General features: G+C 34.7%; 16 protein-coding genes and 1 pseudogene. 5 read left to right on the forward strand and 12 right to left on the reverse strand.

Features of this window, described 5'->3' with window-relative positions:
* Positions 1-33 precede the first annotated feature (33 nt).
* The 9 genes from JJQ98_RS04215 to JJQ98_RS04255 form a co-directional block, all read right to left on the reverse strand.
* Positions 34-990, reverse strand: coding sequence for an NAD(P)-binding domain-containing protein (locus tag JJQ98_RS04215; protein ID WP_005023189.1), 957 nt, complete (start codon positions 988-990; stop codon positions 34-36).
* Entirely contained in the window at positions 987-1184 is a 198-nt protein-coding gene (gene ccoS, locus JJQ98_RS04220; protein WP_054195724.1) for a cbb3-type cytochrome oxidase assembly protein CcoS, read from the reverse strand. Before ccoS ends, JJQ98_RS04215 begins: the two co-directional genes overlap by 4 nt.
* Positions 1184-1735, reverse strand: a complete 552-nt coding sequence (gene maf / locus JJQ98_RS04225) for a septum formation inhibitor Maf (protein ID WP_065827843.1) — start codon at positions 1733-1735, stop codon at positions 1184-1186. Before maf ends, ccoS begins: the two co-directional genes overlap by 1 nt.
* A gap of 70 nt (positions 1736-1805) precedes the next feature.
* Positions 1806-2165: a holo-ACP synthase gene (gene acpS, locus JJQ98_RS04230; protein WP_065830601.1), complete on the reverse strand. Its 360-nt coding sequence runs from the start codon at positions 2163-2165 to the stop codon at positions 1806-1808.
* Positions 2166-2167: 2 nt separating this feature from the next.
* Entirely contained in the window at positions 2168-2701 is a 534-nt protein-coding gene (gene fliL, locus JJQ98_RS04235) for a flagellar basal body-associated protein FliL (protein WP_005023181.1), read from the reverse strand.
* Between the two features lie 44 nt (positions 2702-2745).
* A complete protein-coding gene (gene pheA, locus JJQ98_RS04240; protein ID WP_040500137.1) occupies positions 2746-3810 on the reverse strand; it encodes a prephenate dehydratase in 1065 nt (354 codons plus the stop codon).
* Positions 3810-5012 (reverse strand): diaminopimelate decarboxylase, encoded by a 1203-nt coding sequence (gene lysA / locus JJQ98_RS04245; protein ID WP_151104848.1) that lies wholly within the window; start codon positions 5010-5012, stop codon positions 3810-3812. The genes pheA and lysA overlap by 1 nt, the downstream gene beginning before the upstream one ends.
* Before the next feature lie 116 nt (positions 5013-5128).
* Complete coding sequence (locus JJQ98_RS04250) at positions 5129-6292, reverse strand: FtsW/RodA/SpoVE family cell cycle protein (RefSeq protein WP_040500136.1); 1164 nt, start codon at positions 6290-6292, stop codon at positions 5129-5131.
* On the reverse strand, positions 6282-7193 hold the full coding sequence (locus JJQ98_RS04255) for a methylenetetrahydrofolate reductase (protein WP_151104801.1): 912 nt from the start codon (positions 7191-7193) through the stop codon (positions 6282-6284). The genes JJQ98_RS04250 and JJQ98_RS04255 overlap by 11 nt, the downstream gene beginning before the upstream one ends.
* A 115-nt stretch (positions 7194-7308) precedes the next feature.
* Here JJQ98_RS04255 and JJQ98_RS04260 point away from each other — a divergent pair, with 115 nt between their 5' ends.
* Together JJQ98_RS04260 and JJQ98_RS04265 are read left to right on the forward strand one after the other, a co-directional pair.
* The gene (locus tag JJQ98_RS04260) at positions 7309-8553 is read left to right on the forward strand and encodes an aromatic amino acid transport family protein (RefSeq protein ID WP_151104800.1); all 1245 of its coding nucleotides are present in this window, start codon (positions 7309-7311) and stop codon (positions 8551-8553) included.
* Positions 8553-10181 carry an N-6 DNA methylase gene (locus JJQ98_RS04265; protein WP_151104799.1) on the forward strand — a complete coding sequence of 543 codons (1629 nt, stop codon included), beginning with the start codon at positions 8553-8555 and terminating at the stop codon, positions 10179-10181. Before JJQ98_RS04260 ends, JJQ98_RS04265 begins: the two co-directional genes overlap by 1 nt.
* Positions 10182-10388: 207 nt before the next feature.
* On the opposite strand, the gene feoB is transcribed toward JJQ98_RS04265, so the two are convergent.
* Entirely contained in the window at positions 10389-12500 is a 2112-nt protein-coding gene (gene feoB / locus JJQ98_RS04270) for a ferrous iron transport protein B (RefSeq protein ID WP_151104798.1), read from the reverse strand.
* Positions 12500-12724, reverse strand: a complete 225-nt coding sequence (locus tag JJQ98_RS04275; RefSeq protein ID WP_005023158.1) for a FeoA family protein — start codon at positions 12722-12724, stop codon at positions 12500-12502. The genes feoB and JJQ98_RS04275 overlap by 1 nt, the downstream gene beginning before the upstream one ends.
* 174 nt (positions 12725-12898) lie before the next feature.
* On the opposite strand from JJQ98_RS04275, the pseudogene JJQ98_RS04280 reads away from it, so the two are divergent.
* The 3 genes and pseudogenes from JJQ98_RS04280 to JJQ98_RS04290 all read left to right on the forward strand — a co-directional run.
* Positions 12899-13138, forward strand: a pseudogene (locus tag JJQ98_RS04280) (hypothetical protein); the annotation flags it as partial.
* Between the two features lie 92 nt (positions 13139-13230).
* Positions 13231-13755: a methylated-DNA--[protein]-cysteine S-methyltransferase gene (locus JJQ98_RS04285; protein ID WP_151104797.1), complete on the forward strand. Its 525-nt coding sequence runs from the start codon at positions 13231-13233 to the stop codon at positions 13753-13755.
* Between the two features lie 384 nt (positions 13756-14139).
* A complete protein-coding gene (locus JJQ98_RS04290) occupies positions 14140-15930 on the forward strand; it encodes a sodium:solute symporter family transporter (protein ID WP_151104796.1) in 1791 nt (596 codons plus the stop codon).
* 53 nt (positions 15931-15983) lie between these two features.
* Here the strand turns inward: JJQ98_RS04290 and JJQ98_RS04295 are convergent, their stop codons facing one another.
* The gene (locus tag JJQ98_RS04295; RefSeq protein ID WP_151104795.1) at positions 15984-16616 is read right to left on the reverse strand and encodes an SDR family oxidoreductase; all 633 of its coding nucleotides are present in this window, start codon (positions 16614-16616) and stop codon (positions 15984-15986) included.
* Positions 16617-16712: the final 96 nt, after the last annotated feature.

Below are 16712 nucleotides of genomic sequence, written 5' to 3' on the forward strand. Positions count from 1 at the left end.
AATCTATGTAAAATAAACTTTAAGATTTAAAAATTAAAGCCTTTTTTTAATTTCTTGCACAATATGAAAACCATGATTTAATGCAGCTGCAATCGAGCCTCCATTTTTAAATAAAATATCCCCTGCGATATAAATTTTGTCAATTGAACTTTGGTGATTTTCATCGATGAGTGGGATTCCATTTTCATCTAGCTTTAGATTGCATTTTTTGAGAAAATCAACAGGAGCCATTCCACCGATTGCATAGATGATTCTATCATAAGTTTCACTTGTGCCATCAGTAAAATTGACTTTGGGCTTTCCATTATCATCTTCAAGGCTTTGGATATCTATGCCTAATTTTGGGGAGATTTTGTTGGCTTTTATGCAAGATTCTAAGTTTTCTTTATTGACTTCATTGATGCGTGAGAATTCTGTGCGTCTGTAATTAAGTGTTGTGGGATTAGTTTCACTTAAAATGCAGGCATATTCTACAGCAGAGTTTCCACCGCCAACAACAAGGATTTTTTCGCCATCTTGACAACTATTAGCATTAAAATTTACAAGGCTTCTAATAGAGCTTGGGATAGGGTAGGAAGGTTTGTTTGGTTGTCCCATTTTCCCAATAGAGATAATGATAAATTTTGCCTTGATTGAAGTATTTTGTGTGGTTTGGATTACAAAATATTCTTTTTCTTGCTTAATGGATTCTACTTCTGTTTGAAAGTGTGCTTCAAAGGCGTTTTCTTGAATAATTTTGCTAAATAAATCTAATGTGCTTTCTTTTGTTCCATCGCAAAAATAAATATTGCCATTAAGTTCAACTTTTTGTCCTTTATAATCTTTATCTACGCGTTTATTATCTTTATAAAATTTGCGAATAGTTGTTGAATGGTTTTCTCCTTTTTCAAACAATACAACATTATTGATTCCTAAAATCACTGATTCTACTGCAGAGGCGATACCACCGGGACCACCTCCAATAATTGCTATATCATAAATTTCTTTCATTTTTTATCCTTTTTGTTTGGTTTATTATTTGCAGCATGGCGTAAATCTTCTTCACTATCAAACAAAACGCCTTGCATCATTTTCTTTTCATCATCAAATTGTCCATTTTTGAGACCCCAAAGAAATGCAATAAGTCCTAAAAGCCCTATAACAAGTGAAGTAGCCAGCATAACTCCAACCATTGTAATATTCATCAAAGATTCTCCAAAAAAGGCTTAAGTGCTTCAAAATGCAATCCCATGGCATTAGAAGTATTTCCGATTTGCTTTTTGATGTATTTTTGATGGAATCCTTCTACCATTACAGCACCGGCTTTATTTTGCCATTGATTGCTTTGGAGGTAATTTTCTACATCTTGAGCATCAAATGCTACAAAATCATAGTGAGTTTGACTAAGATTGAGAAAATAAAAATCCCTAGAGTGGAGAATCATACAGGTAAGAATCTCGATGGAATTGCCACTTTGTGCATGCAAAAAAAGTCTCGCTTCATCTTTATTTTTTGCTTTCCTTTGCAGGTTTCCCATACAATCAATGACGGTATCTGCAACCAAAAGCGGCATTTCAAGTCCATAGGAATGGAGGGCGTTTTTATACTTTTTGAGTGTTGCATTATAAACAAAATTTTTTGGATTAGTGTGTGTTAAAGTCTCTTCATCAAAGTTATTATCGCATTGTATAAAAGGTATTTTATGTTCTTTTAGAATCTGCTGTCTGCTAAGAGAAGAGGAACATAACCTAAGCACAAAAATCCTTAAAATTTTGATTAAACTTTTAATTATAGTATTTTAAAGATTATAAAAATATAAGTTTTGATTAGTTATTAAAATTTGCAACCACTGCTGCGATTGCAAATCCGCTATCATGGGAAATGGAGAGGCTTAAATAAGAAACATTAAAATAAAGCATTTTTTCTTCTTTGAGGGTTAAAAGAGGGGCACCTTTTGGGGATTTGGAAATAAGAATATCATGGAAGCCGAGTTCTTTGGAAATACCGCATTTGAGGGCTTTTGAGCAAGCTTCTTTGGCAGCCCAAAAGCCAGCGGCATTTTGAGCGGTTTTGATAAATGTAATTTCTTGGGGATTGAGAAATTTTAAAAGCCCTTTTTCTCCAAATTTTTGAATAAAAGATTCAAAGCGAGCAATCGCGACTAAATCTATGCCAATTTCAATCAAGCCTATTGCACCACAAAGTCAGTGAAAAATACATTAACGATTCTACCATCCACTAAAAATTCATTAATGCGAGCTAGAATCTCTTCTTTTAGTTTTTGTTTGCCTCTAGTGGTTTGAATTTCTTCAAAAGTTTTATCGCTTAAAATAGTAATAATCGTATCGCGTAAAATATCTACCTTGCTATCTAATTCGGGTTGCATTTCTGCGATACTCATTTCTAAAGCAATGGAAGTTTTAAGATAGCGTTTCCCTCCGCCTGTTGAGACTAAATTAACAATGAATTGCTCAAGTGGATACATTGGTCCAACGCTTAAAAGTGAGCTATTTGGATTTGCTGTGCTACTTTTGGAGGCTGCACTTTGAAGTGGTTGATTGGATTGTGGTTGAGATTCTTCTTTGTCGCCACTAAAGATTAAAATTCCAACGATTATAAGAATAATCAGAAGTAGTGCAACAACGCCAATAATAATAAATAAAATCATTTTATTTTGTTTGAGATTAGATAATTTAGAATCTTTTTGTGCTTCTTCAGCCATTTTTACTCCTTGGTTTTTAAAGTTTTATTATATTATTTATTGAATTAATTTTTCAAGTAGCTACCCAGCCATTTTAATTCATTGGGGTAGCGTTTGAATAATTCGCTTACATTATTATCATCAATATGCCCATCAATGTCAATAAAAAAACAATATCTAAAATCATCATCGGTGTGAGTTGGACGAGATTGGATTGAAGTCATATTGATATTTAAATCTCTAATATCATAAAGTAAATTATAAAGCGCTCCGGGTTTGCCTGTGTTGGTAAGATTTGCAAAGATAGAAGTTTTATCTTTTCCACAACTTTGGTTTTTAAAATTGCTCACGATGATAAAACGCGTTTTATTTCCAGCACTATCTTCGATATTTTCAAATAAAACAGGGACATTATAAAGTTTTGCTGCAATATGAGAACAAATTGCCGCACATTGTGGGTTTTGTGATGCAAGTTGTGCTGCTTTTGCAGTAGAATCTACGGGGATTCTTTGGATATGATCTAGGCTGTGCTCGTTTAAGAAATTATAACATTGCCCAAAAGCGATATCTTTAGAATAGATAATTTTTATATCTTGAAGTTTTTGGGAAATGCTTGCAAAGCAGTGATGGATTGGCATATAAATTTCTGCTACTATTTTGAGATTAGTATCTTTCAATAAATCTAGTGTTTCGCCAACGGCTCCATTTTGATTGTTTTCAATAGGGATAACAGCATAACTTGCTCTAGATTCTTCTACGCTTTTAATAGCAGAAGTGATAGTATTGTGAGAAAAATACTCACACATTGCCCCAAAACGGCTTTCTGCTGCTTGGTGTGTGTAGCTTCCAATAGGACCAAGATAGGCTACGCGTTCGGGTAATTCAAGGTTGCGACTAACCGCAAAAATTTCTAAATAAATAGATTCAATGGCATTTTTGGTAAGAAGTAGGGGTTTTTTGCTTATTAGTCTATCAATAATTTCTTTTTCTCTTTCTGGGCGGTAAATTGGGGTATTGCCCTGCATTTTGATTTTGCCTATTTGTTTGACAATTTCCATGCGTTTTTCTAAAAGTTCTAAAATTTTATCATCAATTTTGTTGATTTCTTCGCGAAATTGTTGCAGTTTCATCAAAAATCTCCCATTAAATCTTTTTCTAATGCAATTAAATCTTCGAAAGTCTCTCTTTTTCTAATGAGTTTTATTTTGCCTTGTGAGATAGCTACTTCAGCACATCTTGGACGCGTATTATAATTACTTGACATACTAAATCCATAAGCACCGCTGCTTAAGATAGCCAAAATATCACCTTCTTTAAGTGGAGGAAGCTCTATGTTTTTGCCTAAATAATCTCCACTCTCACAAATTGGACCTACGATATCTGCAGGACTTTTTTCACCTTGTGATTGGATTAGAGGAATAATTTGGTGGTAGGCATTATAAAGACTAGGGCGTATTAAGTCATTCATGGCACCATCAACGATGACAAAACGCTTATTTTGAGAAATTTTTTCATAAAGGACTTTGACTAAAAAAACACCGGCATTTCCGATAATAAATCTACCGGGCTCACAGATAATAGTCAAATCTAAGCCTCTAAGACATTCTAAGATACTTTGTGCATAATCATAGGGATTAATAGTAGTTTCATCACTATAAGTAATGCCTAATCCTCCCCCAATATCAAAAAATTTAATATCAATTTTTAAAGCCAAAAGGCTATGCACAAGTTTGGCAATTTTTTGTGCTGATTCATAAATGGGTTGGAGTTTGGTAAGCTGACTTCCAATGTGAAAATGGATTCCTATTGGCTCTAAAAATTCAGATTTATGAGCGTGTAAATACAGGCTTTTTGCTTCTTGGATTTCAATACCAAACTTATTTTCTTTTAAGCCAGTAGAAATGTAAGGGTGTGTTTGTGGGTCAATATCTGGATTGACGCGTATAGAGATTCTTGCCTTTGTATTTAAGCTTTTTGCGATAGATTCGACTTTAAAAAGCTCTGCTTTGCTTTCGATATTGATAAAGAGAATCCCAAGTTTGATAGCTTCTTTGATTTCTTCTTCTTGTTTGCCTACGCCACTATAAATGATTTTATAAGGTGGGATTCCTGCTAAAATTGCACGCTTAATTTCTCCCAAAGAGACACAATCTGCACCGCTTTCTAAAGAAGCAAGTTTTTTGACAACGCTTAAGTTGGAATTAGCCTTTAGCGCGTAACAAATGAGTGTTTTTCTGCCACTAAATGCACTTTTGAATTGATGATAATATTCTTCAATTTTGTCAAAATCGTAAGCAAAAATAGGGGTTTGGTATTCTTTGGTTATCTGCAATAGGATATTTTTATCAAAGTTTCCTTGAAGGGCTGGAATATTGGGTGTTAAGATATTTTTCATAATACTCACTTTTGGTAAAAATTTTTAGGAATTGTAATAAAAAAAATCTTAAATTAGGACATTTTTGCTCTTTTGCTAATGGATAATACCATACCTACTAAAATGCTTGAGGCAAGTATAGAGCTTCCTCCATAGCTTAGAAATGGGACGGCAATTCCTTTAATGGGAATTAAGCCAGAAATCCCAAAGGCATTGATTAAAAATGAAAAGCCCAAAATAATTCCCGCTCCAGAACAAAAAAGATAATACATTGTATTTTGGCAGCGGTTGGCAATTTTTAGGATTCTAAAAATCATTGCCATAAACAAAAGGCTTATGCAAAATAAACCAATAAATCCTATTTCTTCGGTAATTCCCGCTAGAATCACATCTGTATGCACTTCACTTAAAAATCCGAGTTTGATTAAACCATTCCCTAAACCTTCCCCAAAGATTCCACCATTTGAAATAGCATTAAGGGAATGTTGGATTTGATAAGGTTCAGGGAGATTTTCGATGCGTAAAGAATTGGCAATAGATTGTGGAAAAAAGGAAAGTATCATATCTTGTGTTCCAGCCCACCACGCTTTAATGCGTGTTATTCGGTGCGCACTTGTGATAATAACAGAAATAAACAAAACAAAAGCAATAGCTAAAAGATTTACAAAGAGCTTAAAAGAAGAGCCAGCAAAAATCATCATTAATGCCAAAGTGGCTCCAAGTAAGACAATTTGTCCCAAATCGTTTTGTAAAATGGCAATTAAATAAACTGCAATTAAAAATACAAAAGCATAGGGCAAAAAGGTAATGAATTCTTCTTTTAGGGATTTAGTTTCAATGAGAGAGAATTTGCGAGAGAAACTCCAAGCCAAAAATACAATAAAACCTATTTTGAAAAATTCCACAGGTGCTAATGAGAAAAAAGGCAATCGAATCCAGCGTTTCGCACCTCCAGCACTTGTTGCGAGACTTTCTGGCAAGAAATGCATAATAAACATAATAACAATTCCACCAAAAAATAGAAAAAATCCAAGTTTCAAAATAAAATCATCGGGGTTGCATCTTGAGATTCCCCACATGAGTAAAATGCCTAATATTCCAGCAATAAGCTGCCTTAACATAAAATGAAATTCATTGTAATCATAATAAAGAATAGCAAAAGAAGAAAGAGAATAAGAAAAGATAATGCTAATTGTAATGAGGCTAGCACTTAATAAAAATAAAGGTTTATCGACCATTGAGAATTTTTCCGATAATATCGACTTTATTAGAACTCATTAGGTGAATTTTTGCTTGAATCTTACATAGATTTTCAAAAAGCCTTTGACTCTTTTCTAATCCTATTTCTAACTCAGTGTTGTTGTGGGAGGCTTTTTCCATAGTTTCTAGCCAAGATTGCGGGATAAAAACTCCCGGAAGTTTATTGTGTAAAAAAAGAGCGGTTTTGTAAGAAGTGATAGGAAAAAAGCCAAAAATCAAAGTGCAGTTTGTAGAAGATTCTTGATTGATTTTATCGCACCATTGTAATAATTCTTGTGCAATGTCCAAATCATAAATGGGCTGCGTGATAATCGCAGAAGCACCATTTTGAATCTTTTCTTGCATTTTTTTATAAAGATTTTCTTTTTTATTAGAGTAGGAATTTAAAACACTAAAAGCATAAAAAGGTTTAAAATCGCCTTGTATGGGGTGATTGTTGATATCTTTTGCTTGATTTAATTGTTGAATAATTTTGAGCAATAAAAGACTATTTCCTTCAAAAACACCTTTTGCTTGTGGTTGGTTGCCATGCCTTATTGGATCGCCTGTGAGTGCCAAAATAAGTCGCAAATCAAGACTATTCATGCCAATAAGCTCACTTTGAATGGCAAGAGTGTTTCTATCACGCATAGAGATTGTAGCAATACTTGGGATATTAAAAGCATTTTGTAGTTTAAGGCTTGCTAAAATTGCATTGTGCTTGAGTTTGGCAAGGGGTGAATCGGTGCAAATAAAAGCGTGAATTTTTGAAACAAGATTTTCTTGCTGTAATGCATCAAAAAAAGAGTCTAAAGAAAAGCTAGGTGGTGCAGAAAATTCATATGTAAAACATTTTTCATTGCTTTTTAGGATTTGTATAAAATTTTCAATTTTATTCATTTTGTGTGATTTTCGCCCTTATTTTTGCTTAGAATTATAGCATATTCATATTTTTTTGGTATTAAATTTTGCTATAATCTTAGGAGTTTTTAGAGATTATTTTAGGTAGGTAGATATGTTTGGGATTGGTAACAAGCCTAGTGTTTTAGGTGGGACAATGATTATTGCAGGGACAGCAATTGGAGCTGGTATGCTTGCTTTGCCGACAATTTCAGCTGGTATGTGGATTTGGTGGTCATTGGCACTTATGGTGCTTACTTGGCTGATGATGTTGTTTTCTTCACAAGCAATTTTGGAAGTAAATCTTAATTATAAGCCCGGTGCGAGTTTCCATACCCTTGTGCGTGATAATTTGGGTAAATTTTGGAATCTTGTGAATGGATTGAGTGTAGCTTTTGTGCTGTATATTTTGCTTTATGCTTATGTTAGTGGTGGTGGTTCTATGGTGGTGCATACCTTTAATGCTGTTTTTGGCTATGAGCCGCCAAAGTTTCTATCAGGATTGCTATTTGCTTTGTTTTTGAGTGGTTGTGTTTGGTGGAGCACTTATTTGGTGGATAGATTTTCAGTGATTATGATTGGAGGGATGGTCATAACTTTTGTTTTTGCTATGAGTGGGATGCTAGGGGAGATAAAGAGTGCTTTTATTCTTGATGTGCAAAATGATGGGAGTAGTTATGGAATCTTTGTGTTTGTGGCACTTTCGACTTATCTCACTTCCTTTTGTTTTCATGCTTCTGTCCCAAGTTTGGTAAAATATTTTGGTAAAGATCCCTTGTCAATTAATAAATGCCTTGTGTATGGGACATTGATTGCGCTTTTTGCGTATATTATATGGATTGTTGCTTGTGATGGCAATATTATGCGTAGTGATTTTAAATCAGTTATTGCAGCAGGTGGTAATGTGAGCGACTTGATAGAGGCAGCAAGTAGCAATTTAAATGGTTCTTTTTTATTAAGAATGTTGGACGCATTTGCTTTTTTGGCAGTAGCTACTTCGTTTTTGGGAGCTGGACTTGGATTGTTTGATTATATGGCAGATTTATGCGGTTTTGATGATAGCAGGCTTGGACGCACCAAAACAATGCTTGTAACTTTTGCACCACCTATTGTAGCGGGAATGATCTACCCTGATGGATTTTTATTGGCTATTGGGTGGGCTGGACTTGCTGCTACAATATGGTCTGTTATTATTCCTGCATTGTTGCTTAGGGCTGCTCGTCAAAGAAATGATAAACAAGTGCAAAATTATCGAGTATGGGGAGGTAATTTTACAGTTTATGGGCTTTTAGTCTTTGGTTGTGTAGTGGGAATATGCCATATTTTATTTGTATTTGAACTTTTGCCGATGTATCAATAATGCTAAAAGAAATATTACAGATTTTTCAATATATTCAAAAATTCCATAAAGATAATTTTGAGGCTTTGAAAATTACATTGGAGTTTTTGCTAATAGGTAGAAACAAAAATCACCTCAAAGAGATTTTGGCTAAAGATAAAGAGCAAATAGATGAGAGAATACAATCTCATCTTTTGAGCTATGGACTAAAAGCGACTAGAATTGAAGCCAAAATGAATCGCAAAAAGATTTTAAGAGCTTTATTGGAAATTGAAGTTTCAATTGAAGAAGTTGAGAGATTTATTCAAGCCATTACACTCCATAAAACGATTTTGAAACTTTATGATTATGCTACGCCTATGGAGGTTAATAGGCTTGTTGCTTTGCTTTTGGATTTGAAAAATGGGGAGAGTGTGTATAATCCTTGTTGTGGTCTTGGGAGCTGGCTTTTTAGTTTAAAGGGTAAAAATTTTCAATATTATGGGGAGGATATTCATAGCAAATTAATTGATATTGCTAGGATATTGGCTGTTTTTATGGGGTTTAAAAATGTTCATTTAGAAGTGGCTGATATTTTTAAAGATTCTGCTTTTGGTAAATTAGAAGCAAATAAAGCTTTTTGTTATTTTCCCATAGAGGCAAATTTGAATCTTTGGGGATTTAGAGATGAAGCACTAGAGCCTTTTATCAAGAGTTTTTCAGAAGTGCCTTTTTTGGCTTATACCCTAAAGCACTTTCATCAAAAAGCCGTTTTTATTGTTCGTTCTTTGTTGTTGTATAAGGCTTGTGGAGAGCGTTTGCGGAAGTATCTTATAAAACAAAAATTGCTAGAGGCAATTATAGAATTTCCTAGAAATATTTTTCCTCATCAGATGGAAGATTTTTCTTTGCTTATTTTGTCCAAACAAGAAAACAAAAAAGTCCTTTTTATCAATGCGCAGAATCTTTTTGTCAAAGAAGGCAAATATAATAAATTAATTGATATAGAAATGATTTGTGATTTGTACTTTAGTAAGCAAAATACAGATATTTCTAGGCTTGTGGCATATGAAAATATCCATTTAGAAAACTTTAAAACCTCTTATTATATCAAAGGGCAAAATGATAAAAAAACATTGAATCTTGCGGAGTTTGTGGAATGTGTTTATAGAGGACAGAGGGTTGAGGTGAAAAAAGATGAGGTTTTGATTGATTGCTATAATGCGGGAATTAAAGATTTTTTGGAATATGGTTTGAGTGAAGAATTTGATGAATTTTCTCCAAAATCCAATCAAAAACGAATTGAACAATTAAAAATCAAGCCCTATGATATTTTGCTCTCCATGCGTGGAATCTCTCCAAAGGTTGCAATTATAGGGGAGGGGATAGGGGATAAAAATATTTTGCCTAATGCAGGGATTTTGGTGTTACGCCCCAAAAATAAAGAGATTGCAAAATCTTTGTATGTGTATTTTCTCTCCAAAGAGGGATTTTTGGCATTGAGTAAGATTTATCAGGACAATCAAGAAAGAATAGGGGAGAGAGAAATTGCTAGTTTTTTGCTTCCTCAAAATTTTTTGGAGTATCAAGAAAAATTTAATAAATTATTGTTAGAAGGGGAGCAGATTAGAAAACATAGGCAGATGATTAGAAAAATATTAGGATTTTAGGGCAATAAATGTGGTTAAAGCGAGGATGATTATCGTATTTATTGAATATGTTTATTGTATTTAGTTGCAATAATAAAGCTCAGCTTTTCTTGTAATCTATTAATTTAAGATTTTTGGCTAAATAAAACAATCCTAAAATAAGAATCTTAAAAAAAGAGTTTATAAAATACAGAAATCCCATAAAGAGCCTAAAAGACTCTTTATGGATTAAAGAAGCATATCAGCAATTAAAGTCCCGATATAAGCGACAATGTAGGCAACAAAAGTTGTCATCAAGAAAAGATATACGATATATTTAAACCCTCCAGCTTCTTTGCCAAATACGACAGTGGCGGCAAGACAAGGATTATAAATCATAATAAACAAAATATAGCCGATAGCTACTTTTAAAGGAATGGTGTTTTTGATAGTTTCCATTAATGCCGAGCTTGTTTCATCGACTTCACCACCAAGTGAATATAAAACTCCCATTGTGGATATGACGACTTCCTTAGCAGCAAGTCCGCTCGCTAATGCTACACTCATTTTCCAGTCAAAACCAAGTGGAGCGAAAAGCGGCTCTATGAATTGTCCGGTTTTGCCAAGGTAGCTATTTTCTATTAATTGCTCTTGAAGTTCAAATTCTAAGCTTTCTTTGGCTTCTTGTGTGGTGGCGGATTCTATTTTTTGTGCATAAGATTCTTGTAAATCTTTTTGGAGTGGAAAAGTGCTTGCAAACCAAATGAGAATCGTGGCAGCCAAGATAAAAGTCCCTGCTTTTTTGAGATACATTTTTGCTTTTGTGTAGATAGAAAACCATACAAGATTCCAATTTGGAATACGATATTTTGGCATTTCCATTACAAAGGGTTCATCAGCACCTCTAAAAACGCTTATGCGTAATATTTTTGCCATAATAAGTCCCAAAATAGCCCCCAAAATATAAATACCAAAAAGCCAATTTCCTGCTTGTTCTGCAGGAAAAAACGCACCAACAAAAAGCACATATACAGGCAATCTAGCACCACAGCTCATAAAATTAATAATAAAAAGTGTTAATAATCTATCTTTGCGACTTCTTAGGGTTCTTGTCGCCATAAATGCAGGCACAGAGCAACCAAATCCTGTAACAAGCGGAATAAAGCTTTTGCCATGTAAGCCAAATTTGTGAAAAAAGCCATCAAGCAAGAATGCCACGCGAGACATATAGCCGGTAGTTTCTAAAAGCGCAATACCAAAAAACAAAATAATAATATTAGGCAAAAACAAAATAACTGCACCTACACCACCGATGATTCCATCTGCTAAGAGCGAGGCAATGAGCTCATTAGAGACATTGGCTTTGATTCCATCCCCGATAAAAGCAAAAAATTCCTCAATATACCCCATTGGAATATCGCCGAGCGTAAAAGTAAGCTGAAAGAGAAGCCACATAAGGAATAAAAAGATAGGGATTCCTGCGTATTTGTTGATGAGGATTTTATCTATGGTTTGTGTGTGGTTTCTTTTTTTGTTTTCATAACGCAATGTTTCGGTGGTTAGACCATTTACAAAGGCATTTAAATCTTCTAAGAAAATATCTTCACTAGATTTTGTATTGTAGATGATATAGAGATTGTTTAGGGATTCTTGCAAAATGGGTGAGAGTTCCATCCAAATGGGCTTTTCGTGCAAGAAACTAAATAGCTTTTCATCTTGTTTGAGTAGCAAAATAGCAATATTGCGGTAAGAGAGGTTGAGGGATTGTAGATTTCTGTCATTTTTGGATTTCAAGAAATCTTCAAGTTTTAGTATTTCTGTTTCGATTTCATTGCTATAAATTCGTTTGTTTGGAAGTAGATTTTGTTTGTGTGTTTGTATGACTAAATCTAGCAATTCATTGAGATTTTGTTTGGTTTTTGCTGAAATTTGAATACAAGGAATGCCAATGAGATTTTTGAGTTCTTTTTGGTTGATATGCACCCCTTCATTTTCGGCTTCATCGCTCATATTGAGAGCTAAGATTATTTTTTTGGGTAATTCCAAAAGTTGCGCACTAAGAAGTAGATTGCGTTCTAAATTAGTAGAATCCGCTACATTGATAATAATATCATACTCATCGCTTTCAATGAAGTTTTTTGTGATTTTTTCTTCTTCTGAATATCCATACAAAGAATAAGTCCCCGGAAGATCTATGATTTGAAATTCGTAACCTTTATAAATTGTTTTTGCTTGTGCCTTTTCTATGGTTACTCCTGTGAAGTTTCCTACTTTCATATTGGAGTGGCAAAGTGCATTGACAAGCAAACTTTTGCCGACATTTGGCTGTCCCACAAGTGCAATTTTGATAATTTTTTCCATTATTGTTTCTCCACTTCAATTGCTTTTGCTTCTTCTGTTCTTAAGATTATGCAACTTCTATCTAATTCTACGAGGATTGTAGAGCCTCCCAAAGAAGTTTCTAGTTTTTTAATCGGCTTGGATTTTGCAATTCCAAAGCTAAAAAATCTATCTTTTAATTGTTTATCCACTTTTAAACTCTTGATGATTGCAGATTCTCCATCTTTTAAGTCATTAATGGTCATAAAAATCCTTTTATGAATTATTTTATCTGGTATTGTAAGATTAGTATGCTTGAAATAATATTAAAATTTATTATCATTTATAAAATAATGATTCTATGATACTTTTTGGATATTTAGGCGAAATTCTTTGTGTTTTTAAGTATAATAAATCAAAAATAAAAAAGGATTATTTAAATTATGAAGATTCTAGGCTTTGATATTGGGATTGCCTCAATTGGCTGGGCATTTGTAGAAAATGGGGAATTAAAAGATTGTGGGGTGCGGATATTTACCAAAGCAGAAAATCCCAAAACAGGAGATTCTCTAGCCCTCCCGCGTAGAGAGGCAAGAAGCACTCGCAAGCGACTTTCAAGACGCAAAAGTAGGCTAGAGATGTCAAAAAGATTTCTTGCAAAAGAGTGGAGGCTATGCTATTATCTCATATAATTTTTATTTATGGACTATAAAAAGCGAGTATAACACACTACAAGATTCAAACATATTTTTTAAGATTTGAAGGAAAAATCATGGTATACACTACTTTTTACAAAAGTCCTATTGGTACAATACTTTTAGCAAGCAAAGATAATAAGCTTATAGGTTCTTGGATAGAAGGGCAGAAATATTATTTAGGAAATCTTAAGGAATCTCCACAAGAAAAAGACGATGAACCTATCTTATTACAAACTAAAATATGGTTAGACAGGTATTTTAATGGAGAACAGCCTCATACTTTTGAATTAGACTTGGCACCTAATGGAAGTGTATTTGCTACAAATGTGTGGAATATACTACGTCAAATTCCTTATGGAGAAGTTATCACATATGGAGACATAGCAAAAAAAGTAGCACAAATAGCACACAAAGATACAATGTCAGCCCAAGCTGTTGGTGGGGCAGTGGGGCATAATCCTATTTCTATTATTATCCCTTGTCATAGGGTTGTAGGCACAAATGGGAGTATGACGGGTTATGCAGGAGGAATAGAGAGAAAAATACAGTTATTGCAACACGAAGGCGTGAATCTTAAATCCCTGCAAACCAAAAGATAACCCATTTTGCATAATTTTTGAGAATTTATAAATGTTTGGCGAGTAAAATCAGACTTTGGGCTAATTTAAAATAATAATTTTAAGATATTTGGGTATTATTTTAGAGATAAAATTTGCAAATAAAAAGATAAATTTATGCAATAAGGCATTGCGTAGGATTGCAGGATATATAAAGCTTTAGTTTTGATAGAAAAAGGCTGTATTGATTTTGTAAATGTAGAAGATTTTGTGGTGCAAGATTTAAGAAATAAAGGATAAAAGAAATTTAGAGGGGGTTTGAAGGTTGAAAGAAATTGCTTTGGAAAATGTTTGAGTTTCTTGGTGTATTTGCAAGAAAGATTGAAATCTAAAAATATATTCAAGAGGGCTTAAAAGGAGTAAAAGATGGAAGTTGTGAGTATAAATATACCTATTGCTGTGATGTTTATTGCTTATTCTGCATTAATGCTATTTATTGGTTTTTATTTTTATAGGCAAAATAAAAGCACTGAGGATTATTTCCTTGGTGGTCGCTCTATGGGTCCTGTGGTTTCTGCCCTAAGTGCTGGAGCTTCGGATATGAGTGGGTGGCTACTTATGGGTTTGCCCGGGGCGTTGTATGTGAGTGGGTTTATGGATAGCTATATTGCCATAGGATTGACAATTGGGGCGAGTTTGAATTGGATTTTTGTCGCTAAGAGGCTTAGAATCTACACAAGCGTGGTGTCAAATTCGCTAACTATTCCAGATTATTTTGAGACGCGATTTAGTGATGATAAACATATTTTGCGTGTGGTTTGTGCTGCAGTTATTCTCATTTTCTTTACCTTTTATGTTTCATCTGGGCTTGTGAGTGGGGCGAAACTTTTTGAAGAAGTTTTTGGCATAAGGTATGATTATGCCCTTACTACTGGGACTTTTATCATTGTGGCTTACACCTTTTTGGGTGGATATAAGGCGGTTTGTTGGACGGATATGATTCAAGGCTTGTTGATGATATTGGCACTTGTGGTGGTGCCAATTGTGATGTTTTTGCAGCTTGGGAGTTTTAAGGAAGTGGCTTCTTATATTGCACATTCTGATGAATCTAGCAAAAAAATCGTTCAAATTCAAAATGATATTCCAAATATTTTAAAAAATATCAAAAGCGTAGAATCTCAAGCAAAGATACAAGTGCTAATTGAAAGCCTTAATGAAACACAAGATAGAAGCATTAGCTCTGCTAAACTTGATGAAAAGCTCAAAATGGATTTGCAGATTCAAGCATTTTTCAACAATGATTTAAGCACAGCAATATTTTCAAGGGATTTTGCAAAAAGGCTTAGTGAGGCTTTGGGGGCTAATGACTTTGCTAGGCTTGAAAATCTTCTTGCTGCTTGGCAACACATTCCTTTTGTGGCAAAGGATCGTTTAAGTTGGTTTAGTGGCGTTTCACTTGCGGGGATTATTTCGGCACTTGCGTGGGGGCTTGGGTATTTTGGGCAGCCTCATATTCTGGTGCGATTTATGTCAATTCGCTCGACTAAAGATATTCCCGCAGCGACTTTTATCGGCATAGCTTGGATGGCGATTTGTCTTATTGCTGCTTGTTTTATTGGTATGCTTGGCGTGGCGTATGTCAATAAATTTAATCTTTCTTTGCAAGATCCCGAGCGCATTTTTATCGTGATGTCCCAACTGCTATTTAACCCTTGGATTGCTGGAATCTTGCTTAGTGCGATTTTGGCGGCGATTATGAGCACGGCTAGTTCGCAGTTGCTTGTCTCTAGCTCAACGATTGCAGAAGATTTTTACAAAAAGATTTTCAAGCAAGAAGCCTCAGAAGCAATGGTGTTAAGGCTGGGCAAAGTCGGAGTGCTTGTAGTGGCACTTATTGCCTTTGTTATCTCCACGGACAAAAATTCTAGTGTGCTAAGCATTGTGGCTTATGCGTGGGCTGGGTTTGGAGCAAGTTTTGGTTCAGTAATGCTTTTCTCGCTCTTTTGGAGTAGAATGACAAGAATAGGTGCGATTGCTGGAATGATTAGCGGTGCGGTTGTTGTGGTGGCTTGGAAACAGCTTTTTGCCGATACAGGTGTGTATGAGATTATTCCGGGATTTGTGGTGGCATCTTTGGCGATTATTATTTTTAGTCTTGCAAGCAAAGTGCGAGATGGCACCAAAGCTGCCTATAACAAAATGTTAGAAAATCTCTAAGATTTGGAGTAAGTTTGCTATAGAATCTCACTTGTTAGCTTTGAGTAGGGCTATCACAGCCCTATCACGCCAACCCTCTGCTTAGAGTATGTAGAATCTAGTGCGATTTCTATCATCGCTATTGCATAATCTGCATAGCTTATTTTAGATTCGCCCTTGCTATTTAGCTCAAATTCTTCGCCGATGATTTTGTATTTGCCACTTTTTAGTGCATCTGGGATAAATACCTCTGGTGGGCTGACATACACCCAATTTATGCCCTTTGATGCTTTTATCACATCAAAAGCCTCTGTGGTAGCCCTCGCCACAGGCAGATATTCTTTTGGGAAATCTGGCGTATCCATAAGCATTGTGGTATGACTTGTATCCATATACAGACTACCTGCACCGCCCACTACTAAGAATTTCGCACTATTGCCTGATAGAATCTGCACCAAATGCTCCATATGGGCTTTGTGTAAGCTAAGATTTTGCCATTCACCAAAGGCATCGATTATCACATCAAAGCCTTGCAAATCGCTAGATTCTAAGGTAAAAATATCTTTTTGCACCACGCACACTTTGCTATCAAATCGTGCTTTACTAGAATCTCGCACAAAGGCACTAACCTCTAAGCCCTTATTTATGGCTTCCTCTACGATTAACTTCCCTGCTTTGCCATTTGCGCACAAAACTGCTATTTTCATAGTCTATCCTTTATAATAAATTTTGCTTTCAAAAAGCACATTGGAATGATAATAGAGTAAGTTGTAAAATTCAAGTAGGAATAATTTTGTAATGTA

The organism is Helicobacter pullorum NCTC 12824, assembly GCF_017979475.1.
Taxonomy (GTDB): Bacteria; Campylobacterota; Campylobacteria; order Campylobacterales; family Helicobacteraceae; genus Helicobacter_D; species Helicobacter_D pullorum.

Bases quoted from the DNA above. Each gene is read 5' to 3' on its own strand.
- JJQ98_RS04290 (WP_151104796.1), top strand. From the start codon at position 14,140: ATGGAAGTTGTGAGTATAAATATACCTATTGCTGTGATGTTTATTGCT.
- feoB (WP_151104798.1), bottom strand. From the start codon at position 12,500: ATGGAAAAAATTATCAAAATTGCACTTGTGGGACAGCCAAATGTCGGC.
- JJQ98_RS04215 (WP_005023189.1), bottom strand. From the start codon at position 990: ATGAAAGAAATTTATGATATAGCAATTATTGGAGGTGGTCCCGGTGGT.
- fliL (WP_005023181.1), bottom strand. From the start codon at position 2,701: ATGGCTGAAGAAGCACAAAAAGATTCTAAATTATCTAATCTCAAACAA.
- JJQ98_RS04295 (WP_151104795.1), bottom strand. From the start codon at position 16,616: ATGAAAATAGCAGTTTTGTGCGCAAATGGCAAAGCAGGGAAGTTAATC.
- JJQ98_RS04250 (WP_040500136.1), bottom strand. From the start codon at position 6,292: ATGGTCGATAAACCTTTATTTTTATTAAGTGCTAGCCTCATTACAATT.
- JJQ98_RS04260 (WP_151104800.1), top strand. From the start codon at position 7,309: ATGTTTGGGATTGGTAACAAGCCTAGTGTTTTAGGTGGGACAATGATT.
- JJQ98_RS04255 (WP_151104801.1), bottom strand. From the start codon at position 7,193: ATGAATAAAATTGAAAATTTTATACAAATCCTAAAAAGCAATGAAAAA.
- JJQ98_RS04285 (WP_151104797.1), top strand. From the start codon at position 13,231: ATGGTATACACTACTTTTTACAAAAGTCCTATTGGTACAATACTTTTA.
- JJQ98_RS04265 (WP_151104799.1), top strand. From the start codon at position 8,553: ATGCTAAAAGAAATATTACAGATTTTTCAATATATTCAAAAATTCCAT.
- ccoS (WP_054195724.1), bottom strand. From the start codon at position 1,184: ATGAATATTACAATGGTTGGAGTTATGCTGGCTACTTCACTTGTTATA.
- pheA (WP_040500137.1), bottom strand. From the start codon at position 3,810: ATGAAACTGCAACAATTTCGCGAAGAAATCAACAAAATTGATGATAAA.
- JJQ98_RS04275 (WP_005023158.1), bottom strand. From the start codon at position 12,724: ATGACCATTAATGACTTAAAAGATGGAGAATCTGCAATCATCAAGAGT.